Here is a 19,584-nt window from a genome sequence, read left to right as displayed (position 1 = left end):
GCGGGTCAACCGCGGGCGGTCTTGGCGGCGAGGACGGCCTCGAGCAGGGCCTCGTCGGGGAGGGACGGGTCGGGGCCGACGACGGCGGGGCGCAGGCGGCGGGCCAGCTCGGCGGCGACGCGGGCCCGGGCCGCGGGGTCGAGGGTCGGACGGCGGGCCAGGAACGACCGCACGACCGAGAGGTCCTCGGCCGTCACCCGGGTGAGGTCCCACGCCCCGGCCCCCTCGGGGAGAGCCACTGCCGGGCCGTCGTCGACGGCTGCGGAGGCGGCGACGGCGCGGGACGCGCCGGGCACGACGGGGCCGCCCCGGGTGCCGGAGGCCCGCACGACGACGGTGCCGGCGGCCAGGTCGCCGAGGCGCTGGTGCCGGGCGGTGGCCAGGGCGACGATGGCCCCGACGGAGTAGAACGCGGGCAGGAAGTCGACGAGGCGGACGATGTTCCGCACCGCGGCGGCGAGGAACCCGACGGGCCCTCCGTCGACGGTGACGAGCCGCAGCCCGGTGGCCCGGCGGCCGAGCGTGCGCCCGTCGAGGAAGGCGTCGCACACCGTCGGGTAGCCGAAGATCACGAGGAAGCCGCCGACGCTGGCGATGCCGGGGCCGGCCGCGGTCGCCCCGCCGAGGACCAGGAGTGGGAGGATGACGACGGCCTGCACCGCCGAGTCGACCAGCGAGGACATGAACCGCGAGCCCACGCCCGCCACGACGAGGTCCAGGTCGACGCCCTCCGGGGTCGACACCGTGATCCGGTCGTCCAGCTCCACGGCCGGGACGCTACCGGCGGGCACCGGGTCGGCCGATCTCCCCGGCGGGCGCTGAGGTGGCGGGGCACGCCACGCCCGGCGGACGCCGGGTCGAGGGCTTCATCGACGAGCGGAGCGACGCCTGGGCCGAGCTGGTCGCCCTGCTGGGCCGGGCCCGGGGCCGGGTGGGGCGCCTGCCCGTCGAGGACGCCCTCCGCCTGGGCGACCTGTACCGGGCCACCGCCGCCGACCTGGCGCGCGCCCGCCAGCGGTGGCCCGGCGACCCGGTGGTGGGCGAGCTGGAGGCGCTCGTGGGCCGGGCCCGGGCCCTCGTGTACCGGGCGCCCGAGCGGCGGACGTCGTTCGTCCGGTGGCTGACGACCGGGTTCTTCCGGCGGGTGCGCGAGCGCCCCGGGGTGCTCCTCGTGGCCGCCCTGCTGTTCTGGGGTCCGACGGTCGGCATGGCCGTGTGGGCCCACGGCGACCCGGCCACGGCGACGCGCGTCGCCCAGGTCAGCGGGCTGGCCAGCGGGGCGGCCGACTCGGCGAACCAGGGCGGCGACAGCCGCGACCGGGGGCTCTCGACGACGCAGAGCGCGTCGGTGGGCAGCGAGATCTTCGTCAACAACATCCGGGTGTCGTTCCTGGCCGTGGCCCTCGGTCTCAGCGGAGGCCTGCTCACCGGCGCCCTCCTCGTGTTCAACGGGAGCGTCGTCGGGGTGATCGTCGGCCTCTTCGTCGCCGGCGGGGCGGCCGACGTGGCCGTCAGCTTCCTCGCCCCCCACGGTGTGCTGGAGCTGTCGCTGGTCACCGTGGCCGGGGCGGCCGGGCTCCGCATCGGCTCGGCCCTGATCGCCCCCGGCCTCCGGTCCCGCGCCGAGGCCCTGGTGGCCGAGGCCCGAGCCGCCGGCGAGCTCGTCCTCGGGGTCGCCCTCTGGCTGGTGCCCACGGGCCTGGTCGAGGGCTTCGTCACCCCCCAGGGGCTCGAGCCGGCCGCCGCCCTCGCTGTCGGCCTCGCCCTCGGCGGGACCTTCTGGGCCCTGGTGTGGTGGCGGGGCCGCCCGGAGGTCACGCCCCCGCACTGACCCGTCCTGTCCGTCCTGGTCCCCCGAGGAGGGGGATGAGGATTGACAGGAGCGAGGCGTGAACGCGGTCAGAGGCGGGCGGCGGACTTGGCGTCGAGGTAGACGGCCACGACGGCGGCGCTGAAGCGGTCGGGCGGGGCCTCGACCACGATGGCGCCCCGGCGGCGGATCTCGGCCACGGCCCGGTCCCGCCCGGCCAGGACCCGGGCGGCGACGAGGGCCCGCTCGTCGTCGCCGGCGGCCGCCGCCTCGACCTCGACGTCGGTGCACGAGGCCACGACCACGACGTGACGCCGGGCCAGCACCGGGACGGCGTCGAGCAAGGCCCGGGCCGCGGCGGCGTCGACCACGTCGGTCAGGACCACGACGAGGGCCCGCTTGGTCGTGCCCACCGCCCGGAACGCCCGCTCGGCGTCGCTGTCGACCGGCCGGGGCTCCACGGCGTGCAGGGCGCGCACCACGTCGTCGCCGGAGGATCGGCGGGGCAGGACCCGGGCCCGCACCTCGTCGTCGTAGGCGAGGGCGCCGCAGCGGTCGCCCACGGCGTCGGCCACGGCGGCGAGGGCGGCGGCGGCGTCGACGGCCACGTCGAGCCGGGTGCGGTCGGGCGACCCGCCCGGTCGACCCGGGACGGGGGCGGCCATGAGCCGACCGCAGTCGACGAGGGCCACCACGTCGCGCTCGGTGTCCTCCCGGTACTGGTTGGTCATCAGCCGGCCCTGGCGGACGGTCACGGCCCAGTTGACGTGGCGGATGTCGTCGTCGGGCTGGTGCTCGCGGACCTGGTCGAAGTCGGTGCCCAGGCCGATCGCCCCCCGCCGCCGCAGCCCCGGGTCGCGGAACCGGGCCTGGCGGACAGCCGTGGCCAGCCGGCGGGCGGCGGGCAGGTCGGGGTGGACCTCGAGGACGTGGCGGCCGCCGTGCTCGCGGTCCCACCGGCCCAGGCCCAGCGGGCCGGTCACCCGCACGGCGACGGGCGGGAGCTCGTGGTGGCCGCGCCGGCGGGCGACCACCGTCGCCTCCAGGCCGCCGGCGCCGGTGCCGGGCTCGACGTCGACGTCGGGCACCCGCGGCTGGCGAACCTCGACCCGCCGGGCGCCGGCGTCGCCGACGGTGACCGTCAGCGCCGCGGGGACGCCCCGCGCCAGACGGCCGGGGACCTGCCGGGAGACGGTCACCGGCCGGCGTGCCGCCCGGGCGTCGACGACGGTCGCCGTGGCCAGGGCGACGGCGAGCACGACGATCACGGGCCAGTCGGCGACGAGGAGCCCGAGGGCCAGCACCACGGCGAGGGCCACGGCCCGCGGCGACGGCGACATCAGCCGCCGCCTGCGTCGTGGTCGGCCGGGTCGAGGGGCATCAGCGGGGGACGGGGACGGCGGCGATGGCGGCGGCCACCGCGTCGTCGGGGCGGAACCGCTCGAGCTCGGCCTCGGGCCGCAGCACGAGGCGGTGGCGGAGGACCATGGGGGCCACGCCGACGACGTCGTCGGGGCTGACGTAGGCCCGCCCGGCGAGGCGGGCTGCGGCGCGCGACGCCGCCATGAGGTGGACCGCGGCCCGGGGGCTGGCGCCGACCTCGACGGCCGGGAGGTTGCGGGTGGTGCGCACGATGGCCAGCAGGTAGTCGGCCACCTCGTCGGTGAGGGTCGTGGCGTCGACCTCGGCCCGCAGGGCGGTGGTCAGGTCGGCGACGGCGCCGACGGTCTCCCCGGCGGCTTCGGCGGCGACGATGGGCCGGACCTCGCCGAGGGCGGTGGGGGCCAGGCCCGACCGGCGCAGGTCGAGCATCGACCGCTCGACCTCGGCCGGCGGGTACCCGACCTCGACCTTCACGAGGAACCGGTCGAGCTGGGCCTCGGGCAGCGGGTAGGTGCCCTCGTACTCGATGGGGTTCTGGGTGGCGACGACGAGGAACGGTGCGGCCAGCCGGCGCGTGGTGCCGTCGACGGTGACCTGGCCCTCGCCCATGGCCTCGAGGAGGGCGGACTGGGTCTTCGGCGGCGTGCGGTTGATCTCGTCGGCGAGGAGGACGTTGGTGAACACGGGTCCGGGTCGGAAGGCCAGCTCGCCGTCGCGCATGGTCATGGTGCCGGTGAGGTCCGACGGGAGCATGTCCGGGGTGAACTGGACCCGCCGGAACCGGGCGCCGAGAGCCCGGGCGGCGGCGTCGGCGACGAGCGTCTTGGCCGTCCCCGGCACCCCCTCGAGCAGGACGTGGCCGCCGACGGCGAGAGCGATGACGAAGGCGTCGAGGACGTGGTCGGCCCCGACCACCACCGGCGTCACGGCCCGGCCCAGCCGGGCGCGGGTGTCGGCCACCACGAGGGTCTCGGGGGTCGGGTCGGTCACGGGGAGCCTCCGGGATCAGGCGGTCGATCGGGTGGTGCGGGTGTCGAAGCCCTCCGCAACGCAGCGCCCAAGGCGTCGACGTGGGCCCGGCGGGGCGGGGCCAGCGGGCGGTCGGTGGCCTCGGGGGGGCCGAGGCGCTGGCCCACGGACCAGAACCCGAGGAGCGTGGCGACGACCAGACCGAGGGCCGTGAGCCGCCACCGCCAGGGCAGGGCGCCGAGGCCGCGGGCGGCGCCGTAGCCGTGCTCGGCCTCGGCGAAGGCGACGGGCCCGTGCTCGGCTCCGGCGAGGAGCACGGCCAGGCCGGCGTTGTCGGCCTCGGCCAGGTGGGCGTTGTCGAGCAGGGTGGGGTCGGCCACGGCGACGAGCCCGCCCCCGGTGAGGACGACGGGTGCCTCGGCGGGACCGGCTTCGGGGGTGAGGGGTCCGGCGGCGGTGAAGGCCCCTGCGCCCTCGCCGCGCAGGGCCGAGAGGTCGGCGAGCAGCGGGCCGGTGGGCCCCGGGCGCGGGGTCCCGTCCGGCGTCCAGCCCAGGTCGAGGCCGACGAGGGCGCCGGCCCAGGCCGCCCCGCTCTCCCCCACCGCCACGACCCGACCCCCGCCGGCCAGGTGCTCGGCCAGGGCGGTGACGCCCTCGGGCGTCGGGGCATCGTCGGGCTCGACGAGGACGACGGTGCCGTCGGCGGGCAGGTCGGCGGCGCCGAGGGGCTCGCGCCGCGGGGTGACGTCGACGCCACGGGCCCGCAGCAGGTCGGCCCAGGCGGCGACGCCGTCGTCGCCGGTGGCGTAGGAGGACCCGGTCGGTCCGCCCGGGTCGCGCCCGACCACGCTGTCGAGGGCGGCGATGGCGCCGTTGACGCCCACGACCAGGACGGCGATCACGACGACGAGACGCTTCACCGGGCCGGTGCGGGACCACCACGCCGCGAGGCGCCGGTCGGACCCGTCGGCGCCGGCCGGGTCGTCGGTCGCGCCGTCGTCGCGGCCGGCGTGATCCCCGGGGGCCTGCGTGACTGTCATCGGGCGTCGCCGCCGGGCGGGGAGGCACCAGGTGGGGCGGCGGCGGCTGGCTCACGGGTCGCGGCGGCGACCACGGCGGGCCACTCGGCGCGGGCGCGGGCCACGTCGTCGGCGGTGGCCGGTCGGCCGCCGTAGGCCACCTCGTCGAAGGCCCGGGCCAGCCCGGCGAAGGCCGGGGCGTGCACGCGGCCGACGAGGCGGGCGGTCGTGGCGTCGGCCCGGGCGGGCACGGCGCCGGCCTGCTCCAGCCGCAGCACGCCGGCCCGGAAGCGGAGCCGGACGGCGGCCTCGAGGTCGCCGTCGGCCTCGGCCCGCTCGGCCTCGTGCTCGAGGGTGGCCGGGTCGAGGCTGTGCTGGCGGCGGCGGGCGTGCTCGCGGTGCTCGGCGTGGCGGGTGCGGCGGCGGATGGCGGCGACGACGACGGCGGCGGTCGCGGCGGTCACGACGAGGAGGGCGGTGATGAGCCCGGCCGGGGTGTCGAGGGCGTCGCCGACCGGGCCGAGGACGTCCTGCACCCGCTCGCCGACCCAGCGCAGCACGCCCTCGAGCGGGCGGGGGACGTCGCGGGCCCGGTAGCGGTCGCCCTCGAGGACCTGGCGGGCCTGCTCGCGGGCCTGGCCCGGGTCGACCTCAGCCACCGGTGGGACCGGGCCCGGGCGCGCCGTGGCCCGGCGGGGCCGCCGGCGCGCCCCACCCGCCCGGGGGCGCGGCAGGTGCGCCCCACCCCTCCGGAGGCGCCGCCGGTGCGCCCCAGCCGCCGGTGGGGGCGACGGGCCCGGTCGGGGGTGGGGGCTCGGCGTCGGGCGGCGGGTCGACACCGACGCGGCGGGCGAGCAGCTCGAGGTCGTAGCCCTCCTTGCGCACCCGCAGGTCGAAGTAGATGACGGCCGTGACGGCGGCGGTGTAGGGCAGCGTGAGGGCGGACCCGAGCAGCTGGGCGATCCCGGTGAGGACCGACGTGAGGAGGAAGCTCGACTCCATCAGCTGGAGCACGATCACCGGGGCGACGAGGATGCCCTGGAGGACCGAGACGAGCAGGCTGGCGAGCAGGACGGTGCCCAGCACCGGCCAGAACCGGCCCCGCACCAGCTCGCGGGAGCGCCCGAGCGCCCGCAGGGGCCCGACCTCCTCGACCAGCAGGGCGGGCACGGCCACGGCCCAGATGCCCAGCAGCCAGACGTAGGGGGCGATGCAGAGGAGCAGTCCGACGAGGCCGCCGACGGTGGTGAGGGCGACCAGCGCCGTCAGCCGTCCCCACCGGCGGAGGGCGAAGCGCAGCGAGTCGCGCCAGGTCGTCTCCTCCCCCAGGTAGACGCCGATCGACATGCGCATGGTCCCGGCCAGGGCCACGTTGGCGGCGATGAGGAGCACCATCGTGGAGACGAGGGTCCCGCCCAGGTAGACGGCGACGGCGCTGCCGTCGAGGGTCTCGAGCCCGGTGGCCTCGTCGGTGGTGAGCAGGGCGTCGGGGCTGCCCGAGGACATCTGGACCAGCACCTGGACGACGATGGCCGGGAACGTCACGACGGTGGTGGCCACCACCATGTCGCGGAACCGGGCTCGGAAGAGCTTGAGCCCGGCGTCGAGCATCTCGCCCACGCCGAGCGGTCGGAGGGTGACGGGGCGGGGCGCCATGGTGGCGGTCGCGGTCGGGATGGCTCCGGCGGCGCTCCCCATGTGCGGCACCCTACCGGCGGCGCCCGACCGGCCCGGGACGCCCCTCCGACCCCACCCCCGATGGCGGTCAGGTGTCGGGCGTCGATTCGCTGGCGATTCGACGTCCGACGACCTCGTCCGGATCGACGCTGGTCAGGGCCCTGCCGGGCGTCGACGTCGAGGCCCGAACCGTCGCACCACGACGATCTCGGCCACAGGTCCCGCCACCGGCGGCGACCGCTCAGGAGCCGGCGGCGACGGGCTCGACCGGCTCGGCGTCGGCGGTGCGGGTGGAGCGCGGGACGAAGGGGGCGGCGATGGCGGCGCCGCCGAGGTCGACGACGATGAACAGGACCCGGGTGGCCACCGCGACCGTCGCCCCCAGCCCGGACGGCATCCCGCACGCGGCCAGGAAGACGGCCTCGCGGACCCCGGCGCCGGCGGGGACGGCCACGGCGAGGAAGCCGGCGATCCAGCTCAACGTGGCGGCGAAGGCGATGCGGGCCAGCCCGCCCTCGTCGGGGGCGACGGCGTGGGCCACGGCCACGGTCCCCCCGGCGTTGAGCAGCCAGGTCGGGACGTAGCGGAGCACGGCGGCGACGGTCCCCCGCCACGGCGGCACGTCGATGGCCAGCGGGCGCTTGGTGACCCGCCGCACGAGGTCGAGGACCGGGCCGAGGACCCGCGGGTGGAGGGCGGCCAGCCCGAGCGGGAGCAGCAGGAGCAGGAGGGCGGTGGCGCCGGGGCCGTCGTCGCCCAGGGCGAACGGCAGCAGGCCGACGGCCACGAGCATGGCCGCCAGGTAGAGCGTCACCAGCGAGAGGGCCACGCTGGCGTAGGCCCGGGGGCCGGGCACGCCGCCCCGCCGGGCCAGCTCGCCCCGACCGAGGACGGGCCACACGCCGCCGGGGAGGTACTTGCCCAGCTCGCCGACGAAGTACCAGGCCAGCACCCGACCCCGTCGGACCGGTGCCCCCAGCAGGGCCAGCACGTCGGCCCAGGCCCAGCCGATGCTCGTCATGCCCAGGGCACAGCAGACCAGCCCGACGGCGATCCACACCGGCGAGGCGTCGGTGATCGCCTCCCGCACCCGGCTCCACTCCGACGCCAGCTCGTTGACCACGAAGGCGCAGGTGACGGCGCCGACGACGAGGCCGACCACCGTCGAGAGCCGGGCGGCCAGCTTCCGCCGGTGCCCGGTCGGGCCCTCGACGTCGGCGACGTGGTGGCCCTCGGGGCCGAGCTCGGGGACCTCGGACGCGTCGGGGTGCAGCGCGTCGTGCTCGGCCATCCGGGCGAGGCTAGGTGCCGTCCGTTCTCAGCACGGAAGTGCACCTCTGCGGTGCACGTCCGTGCTGGGTCCGTTGGGCCGGGCTCAGGCCGGCGGCGGGGCCAGGGGCAGCGGGGCGCAGAGCCCCTCGACCTCGGCGACCTGGATGCGGTCGCGGTTGGCGTAGGTGATCTCGTTGGTCGGGTCGACCTGGACCTTGTACTCCCGGAACGTGGTCTCCAGGGCGTCGTAGGCCAGCAGCCGGCCCCGCAGCGAATCGCCCAGGTCGAGGATCAGCTTGATCGCCTCGAGCGCCTGGAGCGACCCGACGATGCCGGGCAGCACGCCGAGCACGCCGGCCTCGGCGCACGACGGCGCCATGTCGGCGGGCGGGGGCTCGGGGACCATGTCGCGGTAGGTCGGCCCCTCCTTGGGGTCGAACACGGTGACCATGCCCTCGAACCGGAAGATCGACCCGTGCACGACGGGGATCCCGAGCTTCACGGTGGCGTCGTTGACCAGGTAGCGGGTCGGGAAGTTGTCGGTGCCGTCGACGATGACGTCCCAGCCGGTGCCGTCGGGCCCGGAGAGGATGTCCATCACGTTGTCCTCGCCGAGGCGCGTGTCGTAGGTGACGACGTCGACGTCGGGGTTGATCAGGGTGAGGGTCTTCTTGGCCGAGTCGACCTTGCGATCGCCGATGCGCTCGAGGTTGTGGAGGATCTGGCGCTGCAGGTTGGAGTCGTCGACGACGTCCATGTCGATGATGCCGATGGTGCCGACGCCGGCGGCGGCGAGGTACAGGGCGGCGGGCGAGCCGAGACCGCCGGCGCCCAGGAGGAGCACCTTGCTGTCGAGCAGCCGCTGCTGGCCCTCGTCACCGACCTCGGGGAGGAGCAGGTGGCGCTTGTAGCGGTTGCGCTGGTCGGGGGTGAGGGTCTGGGGGGTCTTCCAGTCCCGGCCCTCGTCCTTCCACTGGTTGAACCCGCCCATGACCGAGACGGCGTTGGTGTAGCCGAGCTCCTGGAGGCTCTTGACGGCCAGGGCCGAGCGGACGCCCCCGGCGCAGTGGACGATCAGCGGCGTGTCCTTGTCGGGGATGCGGCCCTCGATGGCCGTCTCGAGGGTGCCCCGGGGGATGAACACGGCGCCGGGGATGGCGCCCTGCTCGAACTCGTCGGCCTCGCGGACGTCGAGCACGACGGCACCGGGCTCCTGGCGCATCTCGTCGGCCTCGGCCGTGGTGACCTCGCGGATCTCGCCCTTGGTCTTGGCCAGGACCTCGCGGAAGCTCGGCATGTCGTACCCCTTCGTCTGCGTGCGGCGGCCCGGTCCCACCGGGTCCGATCGAAAAGCCTACCGACTCGCTCAACATTCGGGCCAGCGAGGGGATTCCCCGCCGGTCGGGCGGAGCCCGCGCCCGGATCCCGCGCCGGTCAGCCGGGCGGGACGACGGCGCCGAGGATCGACGAGATGGATCCCCGCAGCACGGCGTGGGCCAGCTCGTCCTGCTCGGTGGGACGGCCGTTGACGATGACGACCCGGGCGCCGGCGCGGGCCGCGATCGTCGGCAGCAGGGCGACGGGGTAGACGGCGAGCGTCGTCCCGACGGCGAGCAGCAGGTCGCACTCCCGGGCCGCGGCCTCGGCCGCCTCGATGTCGGCCGGGTCGAGGCCCTCGCCGAACAGGACGGTCGAGCTCTTGAGGATCCCGCCGCACGTGCGGCACGGCGGGTCGGCCTCGCCCGCCTCGACCCGGTCGAGGGCCCGTCGCATGTCGGCCTCGTCACCGCAGGCGATGCAGTGGACCCGCCGCATGGTGCCGTGCACCTCGACGACCCGCCGGGGCTCGGAGCCGGCCATCTGCTGGAGGCCGTCGGTGTTCTGGGTGACGACGGTGGTGAGGCGGCCCTGGCGCTCGAGGGCCACCAGGGCGTGGTGGCCGGCGTTGGGCTGCGCCGCCCAGGCCGGGGAGGCGAGCCGCATCTGCCACGCCGCCGCCCGGACCTCGGCGCTCGACAGGTAGTGCTCGAGGGTGGAGGCCCGCTCGGCCGCCGGGTTCCGGGTCCAGACCCCGTTGCGGCCCCGGAAGTCGGCGATGCCGCTGTCGGTCGAGATGCCGGCCCCGGTGAGCGCCACGACCCGGTCGCTCTCGGCGACCCAGTGGGCGACCTCGGCCACGGCCAGCTCGAGGTCGACCTCGGCGCCCTCCAGCCAGGCCCGCCGCTCGAGGCCCTCGCGCTCCTCGGTCGTGGGGTCCGTCGCATCCACGGGCGGCACGGTACCCGGTTGCCGAGGTCGTCCCACCCGTCTCCTGGCAGGGGTTGACGACAGCGTGAGAATGATGGAAAGTACATGAGAACGCACTTCGGTGTGGCGCTTCCCCCGCCCCGATCTCCAGCATCCCGTCCGGGAGAGCGATCATGCCGATGCCCGACCTGTCCCTGCCCACGCTCACCGTCGTGTCCTGGCGCGACCCCGTGATCGACGCCCTCGGCTACGTGCCGACCTCGACCTACGTGGAGCGGTACTGGCTCTCGATCCTCGGCCCCAGCACCACCTGGCTCGTCCGCCACCTCGACCAGCGCCTGGTCGAGGAGCCCGACGGCGCCACCGTCGACCTCGACGCCACCGCCGCCGCCCTCGGGCTGGGAGCCGGGCGGGGCCGCCACAGCCCGCTGGTGCGGGCCCTCCACCGGTGCTGCCAGTTCGGGCTGGCCCGGGCCGTGCCCGACGCCCACCTCGCCGTGCGCCGGCACCTGCCGCCCCTGACCCGGCACCAGATCGACCGCCTGCCGCCGTCGATCCGGGCCAGCCACCACCGCTGGACGGCCACCGAGCGCGACGCCGGCGTCCTCGACGCCCACCGGCGAAGGGCCCGCCACCTGGCCCTCGGCCTGGCCGAGCTGGGCGAGGACGTGGCCACGACCACCCAGCGCCTCGTCCGCTTCGAGATCCACCCGATCGTCGCCGAGGAGGCGGCGCAGTGGGCCCACCGCCTCGTCCGGGCCCGCACCGAGGCCGACGCCGCACCGGCGCTGCCGGGCGCGGTTGCGCCCGCGCCACCGACGGGTGCCGCCGCTCCCCCGCCCCCCGCCGCGGTCGCCGACCTGGCGGCCCGACGGACCGCTCCCCCGCCCCCGCCCGCCCGGGCACCGGGAGGGACGTCCGATCACTCCGGCCGCTCGGAGCGGTCTGATCAGTCCGACGACGCCGCCTGAGGTCGTCCGCCGGGCGCCCCCGTCCCCACCCGGGCCGGCGCCGGCGGGCGCGCTCCGGGCGGTCCCTGCAGCCGGGACCGCCCGGGGCTCCGGTCGAGGGGTCCGGTGCTGGGCCAGCCACCGGGCCCCTCCCCCGGCCGTCGCCCCACCCTCACGGGGCGACGGCCGGGCTGAGGCCGACCACCAACCCCGAGGACTGCGGTCAGGTGAGCGGCTCCCAGCCGACCAGGAGGTCGGCGAGGAGGCGGACCCCGAAGCCGGTGCCGAGCTTGGGGACCTCGCCGTAGGGGGCCTCGGTGATCCAGGCCGGCCCGGCGATGTCGAGGTGGGCCCACGGGATGCCCTCGCCGACGAACTCGCGCAGGAAGAGGGCGGCGACGGGCGAGCCGCCGTAGCGCCCGCCGGAGATGTTGCGGAGGTCGGCGATGTCGGAGTCGAGGCCGGGGCGCAGGTGGGCGGGCATGGGCATGGGCCACACCGCCTCGCCGCTGGCGGCGGCGACCGAGCGGATCCGACCGACGAGGTCGTCGGTGCCGAAGAGTCCGGCGGTGCGCTGGCCGAGGGCGGCGATGATCGCCCCGGTCAAGGTGGCCAGGTCGACGATGGCGTCGGGCCCGGCGGCGGACGCGACCCGCAGGGCGTCGGCCAGGATCAGCCGGCCCTCGGCGTCGGTGTTGAGGACCTCGACGGTGGTGCCGCCCTTGATGGTCAGCACGTCGCCGACGCGGATGGCGTCGGGGCCGATCATGTTCTCGACGAGGGGCAGGTAGCCGCTGACCCTCACCGGGGCGCCGAGGGCGGCGAGCACGCTCATGGCGCCGACGACGGCGGCGGCGCCGCCCATGTCGCTGTTCATGCCCTTCATGCCCTCGGCGGTCTTGAGCGAGTAGCCGCCGGTGTCGAAGGTGACGCCCTTGCCGACCAGGGCCACGTGGCCGCGGGCGGCGCCCTTGGGCTCGTAGGTCAGCTCGACGAACCGGGGCTCGTTGGTCGCGCCCTGGGCCACGCCGAGCACGCCGCCGAGGCCCTTGCGCCGCATCTGGGTGGGGGTGTCGACCCGCACCTTGAGGCCGGTCTCGGCGCCGACGGCCTTGATGCGGTCGGCCAGCTGGGCCGGCACGAGGGAGCCGCCGGGCTGGTTGACGAGGTCCCGGGCCAGGGTCACGCCGCCGGCGACGGCGACGCCGCGGGCCACGGCGTCCTTGGCCGCCTTGGTGGTCCCGGCGGTGAGGGTCACGGCGGTGACCTTCGACTCCGTGGGCGAGGTGCGGTGCTCGTCGAAGCGGTAGGCGCCGAGGATCCACCCCTCGGTGACGGCCTGGGTGGCGGCGCCGGCGTCGACGCCGTCGGCGGCCTGCTCGGCCAGGGTGACGGCCACGCGCCCGTGACGGGTCGCCCGGCGCCCGGCGGTGCCCGCCGCGGCCCGCAGGCGGTTGGCGTCGACGTCGGCGGCCGGCCCCAGCCCGACGACGAGGACGTCGGCGCCGGCGCCCGACGCCGCCGGGGTCAGGAGCGACCCGTCGGCCTTGCCGGTGAACCCCGACGCCTCGGCGAACGCGGGGCTGACCCCGGCGGCGGCCAGGTCGTCGTCGAGGCGGTCGGCGCGGACGCCGGCGACCACCAGGTCGGTCCGGGCCGGCACCTTGCCGGCGGTGGTCGGGGTCACGGGGCGTGCAGCCATGTGGGTGTCCTTGGGTCGATCGGCTCGCGAACCTTGTCCGGAAGTCCCTCTCTGTGGCCGGGTTCCGGACAAGGTTGGAGGGGGTCAGGTCTGCCGGGCGGTCTGGGAGGTGCCGTCCTGCCAGCGGGCCAGGGCCCACAGCAGGTCGGACAGGCGGTTGAGGTAGGCGAGGGCGGCGGTGCTCTCGGGGGCGAGGGCGACGGCGACCCGCTCGGCCCGGCGGACGACGGTGCGGGCCACGTCGAGGTGGGCGCCGACCAGCGAGGCGCCGGGGACGACGAACTCCTTGGGCATCTCGAAGCGGCCCTCGTAGTGGGCCAGCAGGTCGTCGAGGCGGGTGACCATCTCGGTGGTGACGAGCGAGGCCCCGGCGACGAGCTTGGACCGGTTGGCGACGTCGGTCGCCAGGTCGGCCATCAGCACCCACAGGTCGCGCTGGACGCCGACGAGGACCCCGTCGAGCTCACCGCCGGGCTCGGCGTGGGCCCGGGCCAGACCGAGGACGGCCTGGGCCTCGTCGACCTGGCCGTAGGCCTCGGGGCGGGGTGAGTCCTTGCGCACCCGGCCCCCGTAGAGGAGGCCGGTGGTGCCGTCGTCACCCTTGCGCGTCGCGATGCTCATGTCCCGGCCAGGGTACGGCGTCGGCGCAGCCGACCCGTCCAGGGCGGTGGGCGGGACGGAAAGTGCCTGGCCCGTCGCGGCCGTGACGGAAGGTGCCTGGCCCGTCGCGTCCCTGGACGGCTTACGGGCTGGTCGGGACGACGAGGCCGGGGGCCTTGTCCTCCAGGACCCACTCGAGGTAGGCGCCGGGCAGGCGGGCCAGGCCGTCGACGACGGGGCCCTCGGGCAGGACGGCCAGGGCGGCCACGGCCCGCTCGTTGTGGTCCCGGGCGGCCTCGAGGGCGGCGCTGACGCCTTCGCTCGAGCGCACCAGGGTGAGGGCGTGGGCCAGGTCGGCCTCGGTCGGCGCCGACCCGAGGCGGGAGCGCAGGGCCTCGCCGTCGGGCCCGTCGAGGGCGAGCAGCACGGGGAGGCTGTAGACGCCCTCGCGGATGTCGTTGCCGACCGGCTTGCCCAGGGCCTCGGCGGTGGAGACGACGTCGAGGACGTCGTCGATGACCTGGAAGGCCATGCCGAAGGCGGTGCCGTAGGCGCCGACGGCCTCGACGGCCTCGTCGGAGGCCTCGGCGGCGGCGGCGCCGATCTCGCAGGCGGAGCGGAACAGGGCCGCGGTCTTGCCCGCGATCGACGCCTCGTAGGCGGGGATGCTGCGGTCGGGGTCGTAGATCGTCGCCGCCTCGGCCGACTGGCCGATGCACAGGTCGGCGATGGCGTTGGCGAGGAAGGCGGCGACCTGCTGGCTCACCCCGGCGGCCAGCTGGCCGGCCCGGGCGAGGAGGAAGTCGCCGACGAGGAGGGCCTGGTTCGGGCCCTCGACGGCGTTGATCGTGGGCACGCCCCGGCGCTCGCCGGCGGCGTCCATGATGTCGTCGTGCACCAGGGAGCCGGCCTGGACCAGCTCGACGGCGGTGGCGCCGGCCACGACGGCGGGGTCGACGCCGAGCTCGTCACCGCCCCCGGTGGCCGCCGCCGCGCAGGCGATGGCCAGGGCGGGGCGCAGGCGCTTGCCGCCGCCCAGCACGACCCGGCGGGCGGGGGTCTCGATCTCGTCGCGCTCGACGACGATGGCCCGGTCGAGGGCGTCCTCGACGGCGGCGAGGCCGGCGCCCAGGTCCGGCAGCCCGAGGAGCACCGCGAGGTCGGCCGGGGTCATGGCAGGAGCGTACCGAGGTGCCCCCACCCCCCGGCCACTCGGAGCCGGCACGGATGGTGCCTGACACCGTCCGTGGGGGTCAGGGACGAGGGCTGGCTTCGGCGGCGCCCAACCTCCGGCGGCGGGCCTGGTACTCGGCGACGGCGGAGTAGAGGTGCCCGGCGCGGAAGTCGGGCCACAGCGTGTCCATGAAGACCAGCTCGGCGTAGGTGGCCTGCCACGGGAAGAAGTTCGACGTCCGGTTCTCGCTGGAGGTGCGGATCACCAGGTCGAGGTCGGGCATGTCGGGGGCGTACATCTCGGCCGAGAGCCGCTCCTCGGTGATCTCCGCCGCCGGCACGCCGGCCTCGACCAGCCGCCGGCAGGCGTCGACGATCTCGGTCCGGCCGCCGTAGTTGAAGGCGATGGCGAGCACCATGCGCGTGTTGTGGGCCGTCAGCTCGGCCGTCTCGTAGAGCCAGTCCCGCGAGTCGGCGGGGATGCGGGGGTCGTCGAGGCGCCCGCAGAAGCGGATCTGGACGCCCTTGTCGTTGAGCTCGTCGCGGCGCTCCTTGCGCAGCAGCCACTCGTCGAACCGCATGAGGAAGGCGATCTCCTCCATCTCGCGGGTCCAGTTCTCGGTGGAGAAGGCATACGCCGAGGCCCACTCGACGCCGAGGTCGAGGCAGGCGTCGACGGTGGCGACCACGGCGTCCTCGGCGGCGGCGTGGCCCTCGGAGCGGGTGAGCGAGCGCATCTGGGCCCAGCGCCCGTTGCCGTCCATGATCACCCCGAGGTGCCGGGGGATCTCCCCCGCTCGCACGTCGGCGACCTGGCTGGCCTCGATGATCCGCATCGCCGCACAGTACCGGGGCGCCCCGCCGGGCCCCGTGCGCCCGCCCGATCCGCGGCGCTCCCCGCCCGGCCGTGCGACGCTGGGCCGATGGCCGACACCTCCCTCCACGGCGACATCGCTGCGGCCCGCCGCCGGGCCGACGCCATGGTCGGGCTGTTCGTGGCCGCCGTGGTGGCGGTGATCGCGGCCGTGGCCGTGCTGGCCACCAAGGGCTCGGCGGCCTTCGCCATCGGGCTGATCGTCGCCGCCGTCGTGTTCGGGGCGGTGTCTATCGCCCTGCTCCGCTCCATCACCCCCGAGGAGCGCGCCCGCCTCACCGCCACCGTCCCCGGCGGGAGCAACGCCGACGAGGACCCCGACCTGGCAACCGATGACCAGGGCCCCGAGGAGCCTCGGTAGCCTGTCTCGATGGCTGACGGCAGAGGGTTCCTGGACGCGGTGGCCGAGCGCGTCGTCGTGTACGACGGCGCCACGGGGACCTGGATGCAGACCCAGGACCTGAGCCTCGACGACTACGGCGGCCCGGCGTTCGAGGGCTGCACCGACATCCTCGGCGTCACCCGCCCCGACGTGGTGGCCGCCCTCCACACCGCCTACCTCGAGGTCGGCGCCGACGTCGTCGAGACCAACACCTTCGGCGCCTTCGCCGTGCCGCTGGGCGAGTACGACATCCCCGAGCGGTCCCACGAGATCGCCCTGGCCAACGCCCGCATCGCCCGGGAGGTGGCCGACGGGTTCTCCACCCCGGACAAGCCCCGCTACGTGGCCGGCTCGCTCGGGCCCGGCACCAAGTCGCCGTCGCTGGGCCAGATCCGCTTCGCCGCCCTGCGCGACTCCTACGAGGAGGCGTGCCGGGGCCTGCTCGAGGGCGGCGTCGACCTGTTCATCCTCGAGACCCACTTCGACCTGCTGGCCCTGAAGGCCGCCGTGATCGGCGCCCGCCGGGCCATGGCCGCCGAGGGCCGCCAGGTCCCCATCCAGGCCCAGGTGACGATGGAGCTCACCGGCCGGATGCTCCTCGGCACCGAGATCGGCGCCGCCCTGGCCGCCATCGACCCGCTGAAGGTCGACATCGTCGGGCTCAACTGCGCCACCGGCCCGAGCGAGATGAGCGAGCACCTGCGCCACCTCTCCAGTGCCGCTCGCACCCCGATCTCGTGCCTGCCCAACGCCGGGCTCCCGTCGGTCGTCGACGGGGCCATGCACTACGACCTCACCGCCGTCGAGCTGCGCGACTACCAGAAGCGCTTCGTCGAGGAGTTCGGCGTCCAGGTCATCGGCGGCTGCTGCGGCACCACGCCGGAGTACATCCAGCTGCTGGCCGAGATGGCCCCGGGCCTCACCCCGGCGGCCCGCACGCCGGAGTACGAGGCCGCGGTGACGTCGATCTACTCGGCGGTGCCGCTCGAGCAGGACGCCAGCTTCCTGATGATCGGCGAGCGCACCAACGCCAACGGCTCCAAGAAGTTCCGGGAGGCGCTGCTCGAGGGCGACTGGGACACCACCGTCGCCATGGCCAACGCCCAGATCAAGGAGGGCGCCCACGTCCTCGACGTGTGCGTCGACTACGTCGGCCGCGACGGCACCGGCGACATGGACGAGGTGGCCAGCCGCTTCGCCACCCAGGCCAACGCCCCCCTGGTGCTCGACTCCACCGAGCCCGAGGTGATGGAGGCCGGTCTCCAGCACGTCGGCGGCCGGGCCATCCTCAACTCGGCCAACCTCGAGGACGGCTTCGCCGAGGGCAGCCGGCTCGACCGGGTCTTCTCCCTGGCCCGCGACTACGGCGCCGCCGTGATCTGCCTGCTCATCGACGAGGAGGGCCAGGCCCGCACCGCCGAGTGGAAGCTGCGCGTGGCCCGGCGCATCGTCGACCTCGCCCGCGACAGCTACGGGCTGGAGGAGTCGGACCTCATCTTCGACGCCCTCACCTTCCCGCTCACGACGGGCGACGAGGACCTGCGCAAGGACGCCATGGCCACCATGGACGCCATCAAGCAGATCAAGGAGGAGTTCCCGGGCTGCCACACCACCCTCGGCGTCTCCAACGTCAGCTTCGGCATCAACCCGGCGGCCCGCCACGTCCTCAACTCGATCTTCATCCACGAGGCGACCAAGCACGGGCTCGACTCGGCCATCGTCCACGCCTCGAAGATCCTCCCCATCTCGCGGATCCCCGACGAGCAGCGCGACGTCTGCCTCGACCTGATCTACGACCGCCGCGGCACCGAGGGGCTGCTGGCCGACGGCGACGCCGACTACGACCCGCTGCACAAGCTGCTCGACATCTTCGCCGACGTGAAGGTGCAGGAGGTCGTGCGCGAGGACCGCTCCGACTGGCCCATCGAGAAGCGGCTCAGCCAGCGCATCATCGACGGCGACCGCGACGGCCTGCAGGACGAGCTCGACGCGGCCATGGCCGGCGGGCTCACCGCCCTCCAGATCGTCAACGACGTGCTCCTCGCCGGCATGCGCGTCGTGGGCGACCTGTTCGGCAAGGGCGAGATGCAGCTGCCGTTCGTGCTCCAGTCGGCCGAGACCATGAAGGCCGCCGTGGCGCACCTCGAGCCCCACATGGAGAAGGTCGAGGGCGAGGCCCGCAAGGGGCGCATCGTCCTGGCCACGGTGAAGGGCGACGTCCACGACATCGGCAAGAACCTCGTCGACATCATCCTCACCAACAACGGCTACGAGGTCTTCAACATCGGGATCAAGGTCGGCATCGGCGACATGATCGAGAAGGCCCTCGAGGTCGAGGCCGACGCCATCGGGATGAGCGGCCTGCTGGTGAAGTCGACGCTGATCATGCGCGACAACCTCGAGGAGCTGAACACCCGCGAGCTCGACCTGCCCGTCCTGCTCGGCGGGGCCGCCCTCACCCGCACCTACGTCGAGCGCGACCTCCGCAACGTCTACGGCGGCCGCCTCTTCTACGGCAAGGACGCCTTCGAGGGCCTCCACGTCATGGACCGGCTCGGGGCGATCAAGCACGCCGAGGAGCCCGACGACCCCGAGTGGGGCCTGGTCCCGAGCGACTCCGAGGTCCAGCTGTCGGGTCGCTTCGGCGGCCGCGACGCCAGCACGTCCGACGAGGACCTCCCCGACCGCTGGGTCGGCCTCGACGCCGACAACGAGGTGTTCGCCCCGCCCTTCACCGGCTCGAAGGTCGTCAAGGGCATCGCCCTCGACCAGATCACCAAGTACATCAACGAGACGGCGATCTTCCGGAACCAGTGGCAGTTCCGCCCCGAGGCCAAGGTCGACGGGTCCAAGGAGACCAACGACGAGTTCCGGGAGCGGATGCGGCCCCTGCTGCGCTCGCAGCTGGCCCAGGCCACCACCGAGGGCCTGCTCAACCCGGCGGTCGTCTACGGCTACTACCCGGCCAACAGCGACGGCCAGGACATCGTGATCTGGGCCGACGACTCCCGCACCGACGAGCTGACCCGGTTCCGGTTCCCCCGCTCGCGGGTCGACCCGTACCAGTGCATCACCGACCTGGTGAAGCCGATGAAGTCCGACGAGCCCGACTACGTCGCCTTCCACATCGTCACCATGGGCGCCGCCATCTCGGAGCGGACGGCCGAGCTCTTCGCCGCCGACAAGTACCAGGACTACCTGCTGCTGCACGGCCTGGGCGTGGAGATGGCCGAGGCCCTGGCCGAGATGTGGCACCGCCGCATCCGCGAGGAGTGGGGCTTCGCCGACGAGGACGGCCCGTCGCTGGCCGGCCTGTTCCGCCAGCAGTACCGGGGCGGGCGCTACTCGTGGGGCTACCCGGCGTGCCCGGACCTCGAGGACAACGAGCGGGTGGCCCGGCTGCTCGGCGCCGAGCGCATCGGCATCGAGGTCAGCGAGGACACCGGCTACCAGTACCAGCCCGAGCAGACCACCTCGGCGATCATCCTCCACCACCCGGCCGCCAAGTACTTCGTCGTCCGCTGAA

General features: G+C 75.3%; 17 protein-coding genes. 4 read left to right on the top strand and 13 right to left on the bottom strand.

Annotation, left to right across the window (positions count from 1 at the left end):
- Positions 1–5: 5 nt before the first annotated feature.
- Positions 6–767: an RDD family protein gene (locus HC251_RS08020; RefSeq protein ID WP_219944779.1), complete on the bottom strand. Its 762-nt coding sequence runs from the start codon at positions 765–767 to the stop codon at positions 6–8.
- Between the two features lie 56 nt (positions 768–823).
- Here HC251_RS08020 and HC251_RS08015 point away from each other — a divergent pair, with 56 nt between their 5' ends.
- Positions 824–1,831, top strand: coding sequence for a stage II sporulation protein M (locus tag HC251_RS08015; RefSeq protein WP_219944778.1), 1,008 nt, complete (start codon positions 824–826; stop codon positions 1,829–1,831).
- 68 nt (positions 1,832–1,899) lie between these two features.
- On the opposite strand, the gene HC251_RS25955 is transcribed toward HC251_RS08015, so the two are convergent.
- From HC251_RS25955 to HC251_RS07975, 8 genes are all read right to left on the bottom strand, one after another.
- Complete coding sequence (locus tag HC251_RS25955) at positions 1,900–3,150, bottom strand: DUF58 domain-containing protein (protein ID WP_219944777.1); 1,251 nt, start codon at positions 3,148–3,150, stop codon at positions 1,900–1,902.
- Between the two features lie 40 nt (positions 3,151–3,190).
- Entirely contained in the window at positions 3,191–4,183 is a 993-nt protein-coding gene (locus tag HC251_RS08005) for a MoxR family ATPase (RefSeq protein WP_219944776.1), read from the bottom strand.
- On the bottom strand, positions 4,180–5,202 hold the full coding sequence (locus HC251_RS08000) for a DUF4350 domain-containing protein (protein WP_219944775.1): 1,023 nt from the start codon (positions 5,200–5,202) through the stop codon (positions 4,180–4,182). The genes HC251_RS08005 and HC251_RS08000 overlap by 4 nt, the downstream gene beginning before the upstream one ends.
- Positions 5,199–5,840 carry a DUF4129 domain-containing protein gene (locus HC251_RS07995; RefSeq protein WP_219944774.1) on the bottom strand — a complete coding sequence of 214 codons (642 nt, stop codon included), beginning with the start codon at positions 5,838–5,840 and terminating at the stop codon, positions 5,199–5,201. Before HC251_RS07995 ends, HC251_RS08000 begins: the two co-directional genes overlap by 4 nt.
- Positions 5,833–6,879: a hypothetical protein gene (locus HC251_RS07990; protein WP_219944773.1), complete on the bottom strand. Its 1,047-nt coding sequence runs from the start codon at positions 6,877–6,879 to the stop codon at positions 5,833–5,835. Before HC251_RS07990 ends, HC251_RS07995 begins: the two co-directional genes overlap by 8 nt.
- 220 nt (positions 6,880–7,099) lie before the next feature.
- Entirely contained in the window at positions 7,100–8,149 is a 1,050-nt protein-coding gene (locus HC251_RS07985; RefSeq protein ID WP_219944772.1) for a lysylphosphatidylglycerol synthase transmembrane domain-containing protein, read from the bottom strand.
- Between the two features lie 84 nt (positions 8,150–8,233).
- Positions 8,234–9,427 carry a molybdopterin-synthase adenylyltransferase MoeB gene (gene moeB / locus HC251_RS07980; RefSeq protein ID WP_219944771.1) on the bottom strand — a complete coding sequence of 398 codons (1,194 nt, stop codon included), beginning with the start codon at positions 9,425–9,427 and terminating at the stop codon, positions 8,234–8,236.
- Between the two features lie 137 nt (positions 9,428–9,564).
- On the bottom strand, positions 9,565–10,398 hold the full coding sequence (locus HC251_RS07975) for a Sir2 family NAD-dependent protein deacetylase (RefSeq protein WP_255566634.1): 834 nt from the start codon (positions 10,396–10,398) through the stop codon (positions 9,565–9,567).
- Between the two features lie 158 nt (positions 10,399–10,556).
- On the opposite strand from HC251_RS07975, the gene HC251_RS07970 reads away from it, so the two are divergent.
- Positions 10,557–11,348 (top strand): hypothetical protein, encoded by a 792-nt coding sequence (locus HC251_RS07970; protein ID WP_219944770.1) that lies wholly within the window; start codon positions 10,557–10,559, stop codon positions 11,346–11,348.
- A 202-nt stretch (positions 11,349–11,550) separates the two neighbouring features.
- Here HC251_RS07970 and HC251_RS07965 read toward each other — a convergent pair whose 3' ends face one another.
- The 4 genes from HC251_RS07965 to uppS form a co-directional block, all read right to left on the bottom strand.
- Entirely contained in the window at positions 11,551–13,029 is a 1,479-nt protein-coding gene (locus tag HC251_RS07965) for a leucyl aminopeptidase (RefSeq protein ID WP_219944769.1), read from the bottom strand.
- A gap of 84 nt (positions 13,030–13,113) precedes the next feature.
- Positions 13,114–13,650, bottom strand: coding sequence for a cob(I)yrinic acid a,c-diamide adenosyltransferase (locus tag HC251_RS07960; protein WP_219944768.1), 537 nt, complete (start codon positions 13,648–13,650; stop codon positions 13,114–13,116).
- Positions 13,651–13,771: 121 nt separating this feature from the next.
- Positions 13,772–14,803 carry a polyprenyl synthetase family protein gene (locus HC251_RS07955; protein ID WP_219944767.1) on the bottom strand — a complete coding sequence of 344 codons (1,032 nt, stop codon included), beginning with the start codon at positions 14,801–14,803 and terminating at the stop codon, positions 13,772–13,774.
- A gap of 79 nt (positions 14,804–14,882) precedes the next feature.
- Positions 14,883–15,638, bottom strand: a complete 756-nt coding sequence (uppS, locus tag HC251_RS07950) for a polyprenyl diphosphate synthase (protein WP_219944766.1) — start codon at positions 15,636–15,638, stop codon at positions 14,883–14,885.
- 87 nt (positions 15,639–15,725) lie between these two features.
- Between uppS and HC251_RS07945 the strand changes: the two genes are divergently transcribed.
- Both HC251_RS07945 and metH read left to right on the top strand, forming a co-directional pair.
- A complete protein-coding gene (locus tag HC251_RS07945; RefSeq protein WP_219944765.1) occupies positions 15,726–16,037 on the top strand; it encodes a hypothetical protein in 312 nt (103 codons plus the stop codon).
- 9 nt (positions 16,038–16,046) lie between these two features.
- Positions 16,047–19,583: a methionine synthase gene (gene metH, locus HC251_RS07940; protein ID WP_219944764.1), complete on the top strand. Its 3,537-nt coding sequence runs from the start codon at positions 16,047–16,049 to the stop codon at positions 19,581–19,583.
- The last annotated feature ends 1 nt before the right edge of the window (position 19,584 follow it).

Source organism: Iamia sp. SCSIO 61187 (assembly GCF_019443745.1).
GTDB lineage: Bacteria > Actinomycetota > Acidimicrobiia > Acidimicrobiales > Iamiaceae > Iamia.
The sequence above is the reverse complement of the archived record's forward strand: the minus strand, read 5'-3'. Positions and strand labels throughout refer to the sequence as shown.

Coding starts and splice junctions, on each gene's coding strand:
- HC251_RS07960 (WP_219944768.1), bottom strand. CDS start 13,650: ATGAGCATCGCGACGCGCAAGGGTGACGACGGCACCACCGGCCTCCTC.
- metH (WP_219944764.1), top strand. CDS start 16,047: ATGGCTGACGGCAGAGGGTTCCTGGACGCGGTGGCCGAGCGCGTCGTC.
- HC251_RS07970 (WP_219944770.1), top strand. CDS start 10,557: ATGCCCGACCTGTCCCTGCCCACGCTCACCGTCGTGTCCTGGCGCGAC.
- HC251_RS08000 (WP_219944775.1), bottom strand. CDS start 5,202: ATGACAGTCACGCAGGCCCCCGGGGATCACGCCGGCCGCGACGACGGC.
- HC251_RS07990 (WP_219944773.1), bottom strand. CDS start 6,879: ATGGGGAGCGCCGCCGGAGCCATCCCGACCGCGACCGCCACCATGGCG.
- HC251_RS07965 (WP_219944769.1), bottom strand. CDS start 13,029: ATGGCTGCACGCCCCGTGACCCCGACCACCGCCGGCAAGGTGCCGGCC.
- moeB (WP_219944771.1), bottom strand. CDS start 9,427: ATGCCGAGCTTCCGCGAGGTCCTGGCCAAGACCAAGGGCGAGATCCGC.
- HC251_RS07945 (WP_219944765.1), top strand. CDS start 15,726: ATGGCCGACACCTCCCTCCACGGCGACATCGCTGCGGCCCGCCGCCGG.
- HC251_RS25955 (WP_219944777.1), bottom strand. CDS start 3,150: ATGTCGCCGTCGCCGCGGGCCGTGGCCCTCGCCGTGGTGCTGGCCCTC.
- uppS (WP_219944766.1), bottom strand. CDS start 15,638: ATGCGGATCATCGAGGCCAGCCAGGTCGCCGACGTGCGAGCGGGGGAG.
- HC251_RS07985 (WP_219944772.1), bottom strand. CDS start 8,149: ATGGCCGAGCACGACGCGCTGCACCCCGACGCGTCCGAGGTCCCCGAG.
- HC251_RS07955 (WP_219944767.1), bottom strand. CDS start 14,803: ATGACCCCGGCCGACCTCGCGGTGCTCCTCGGGCTGCCGGACCTGGGC.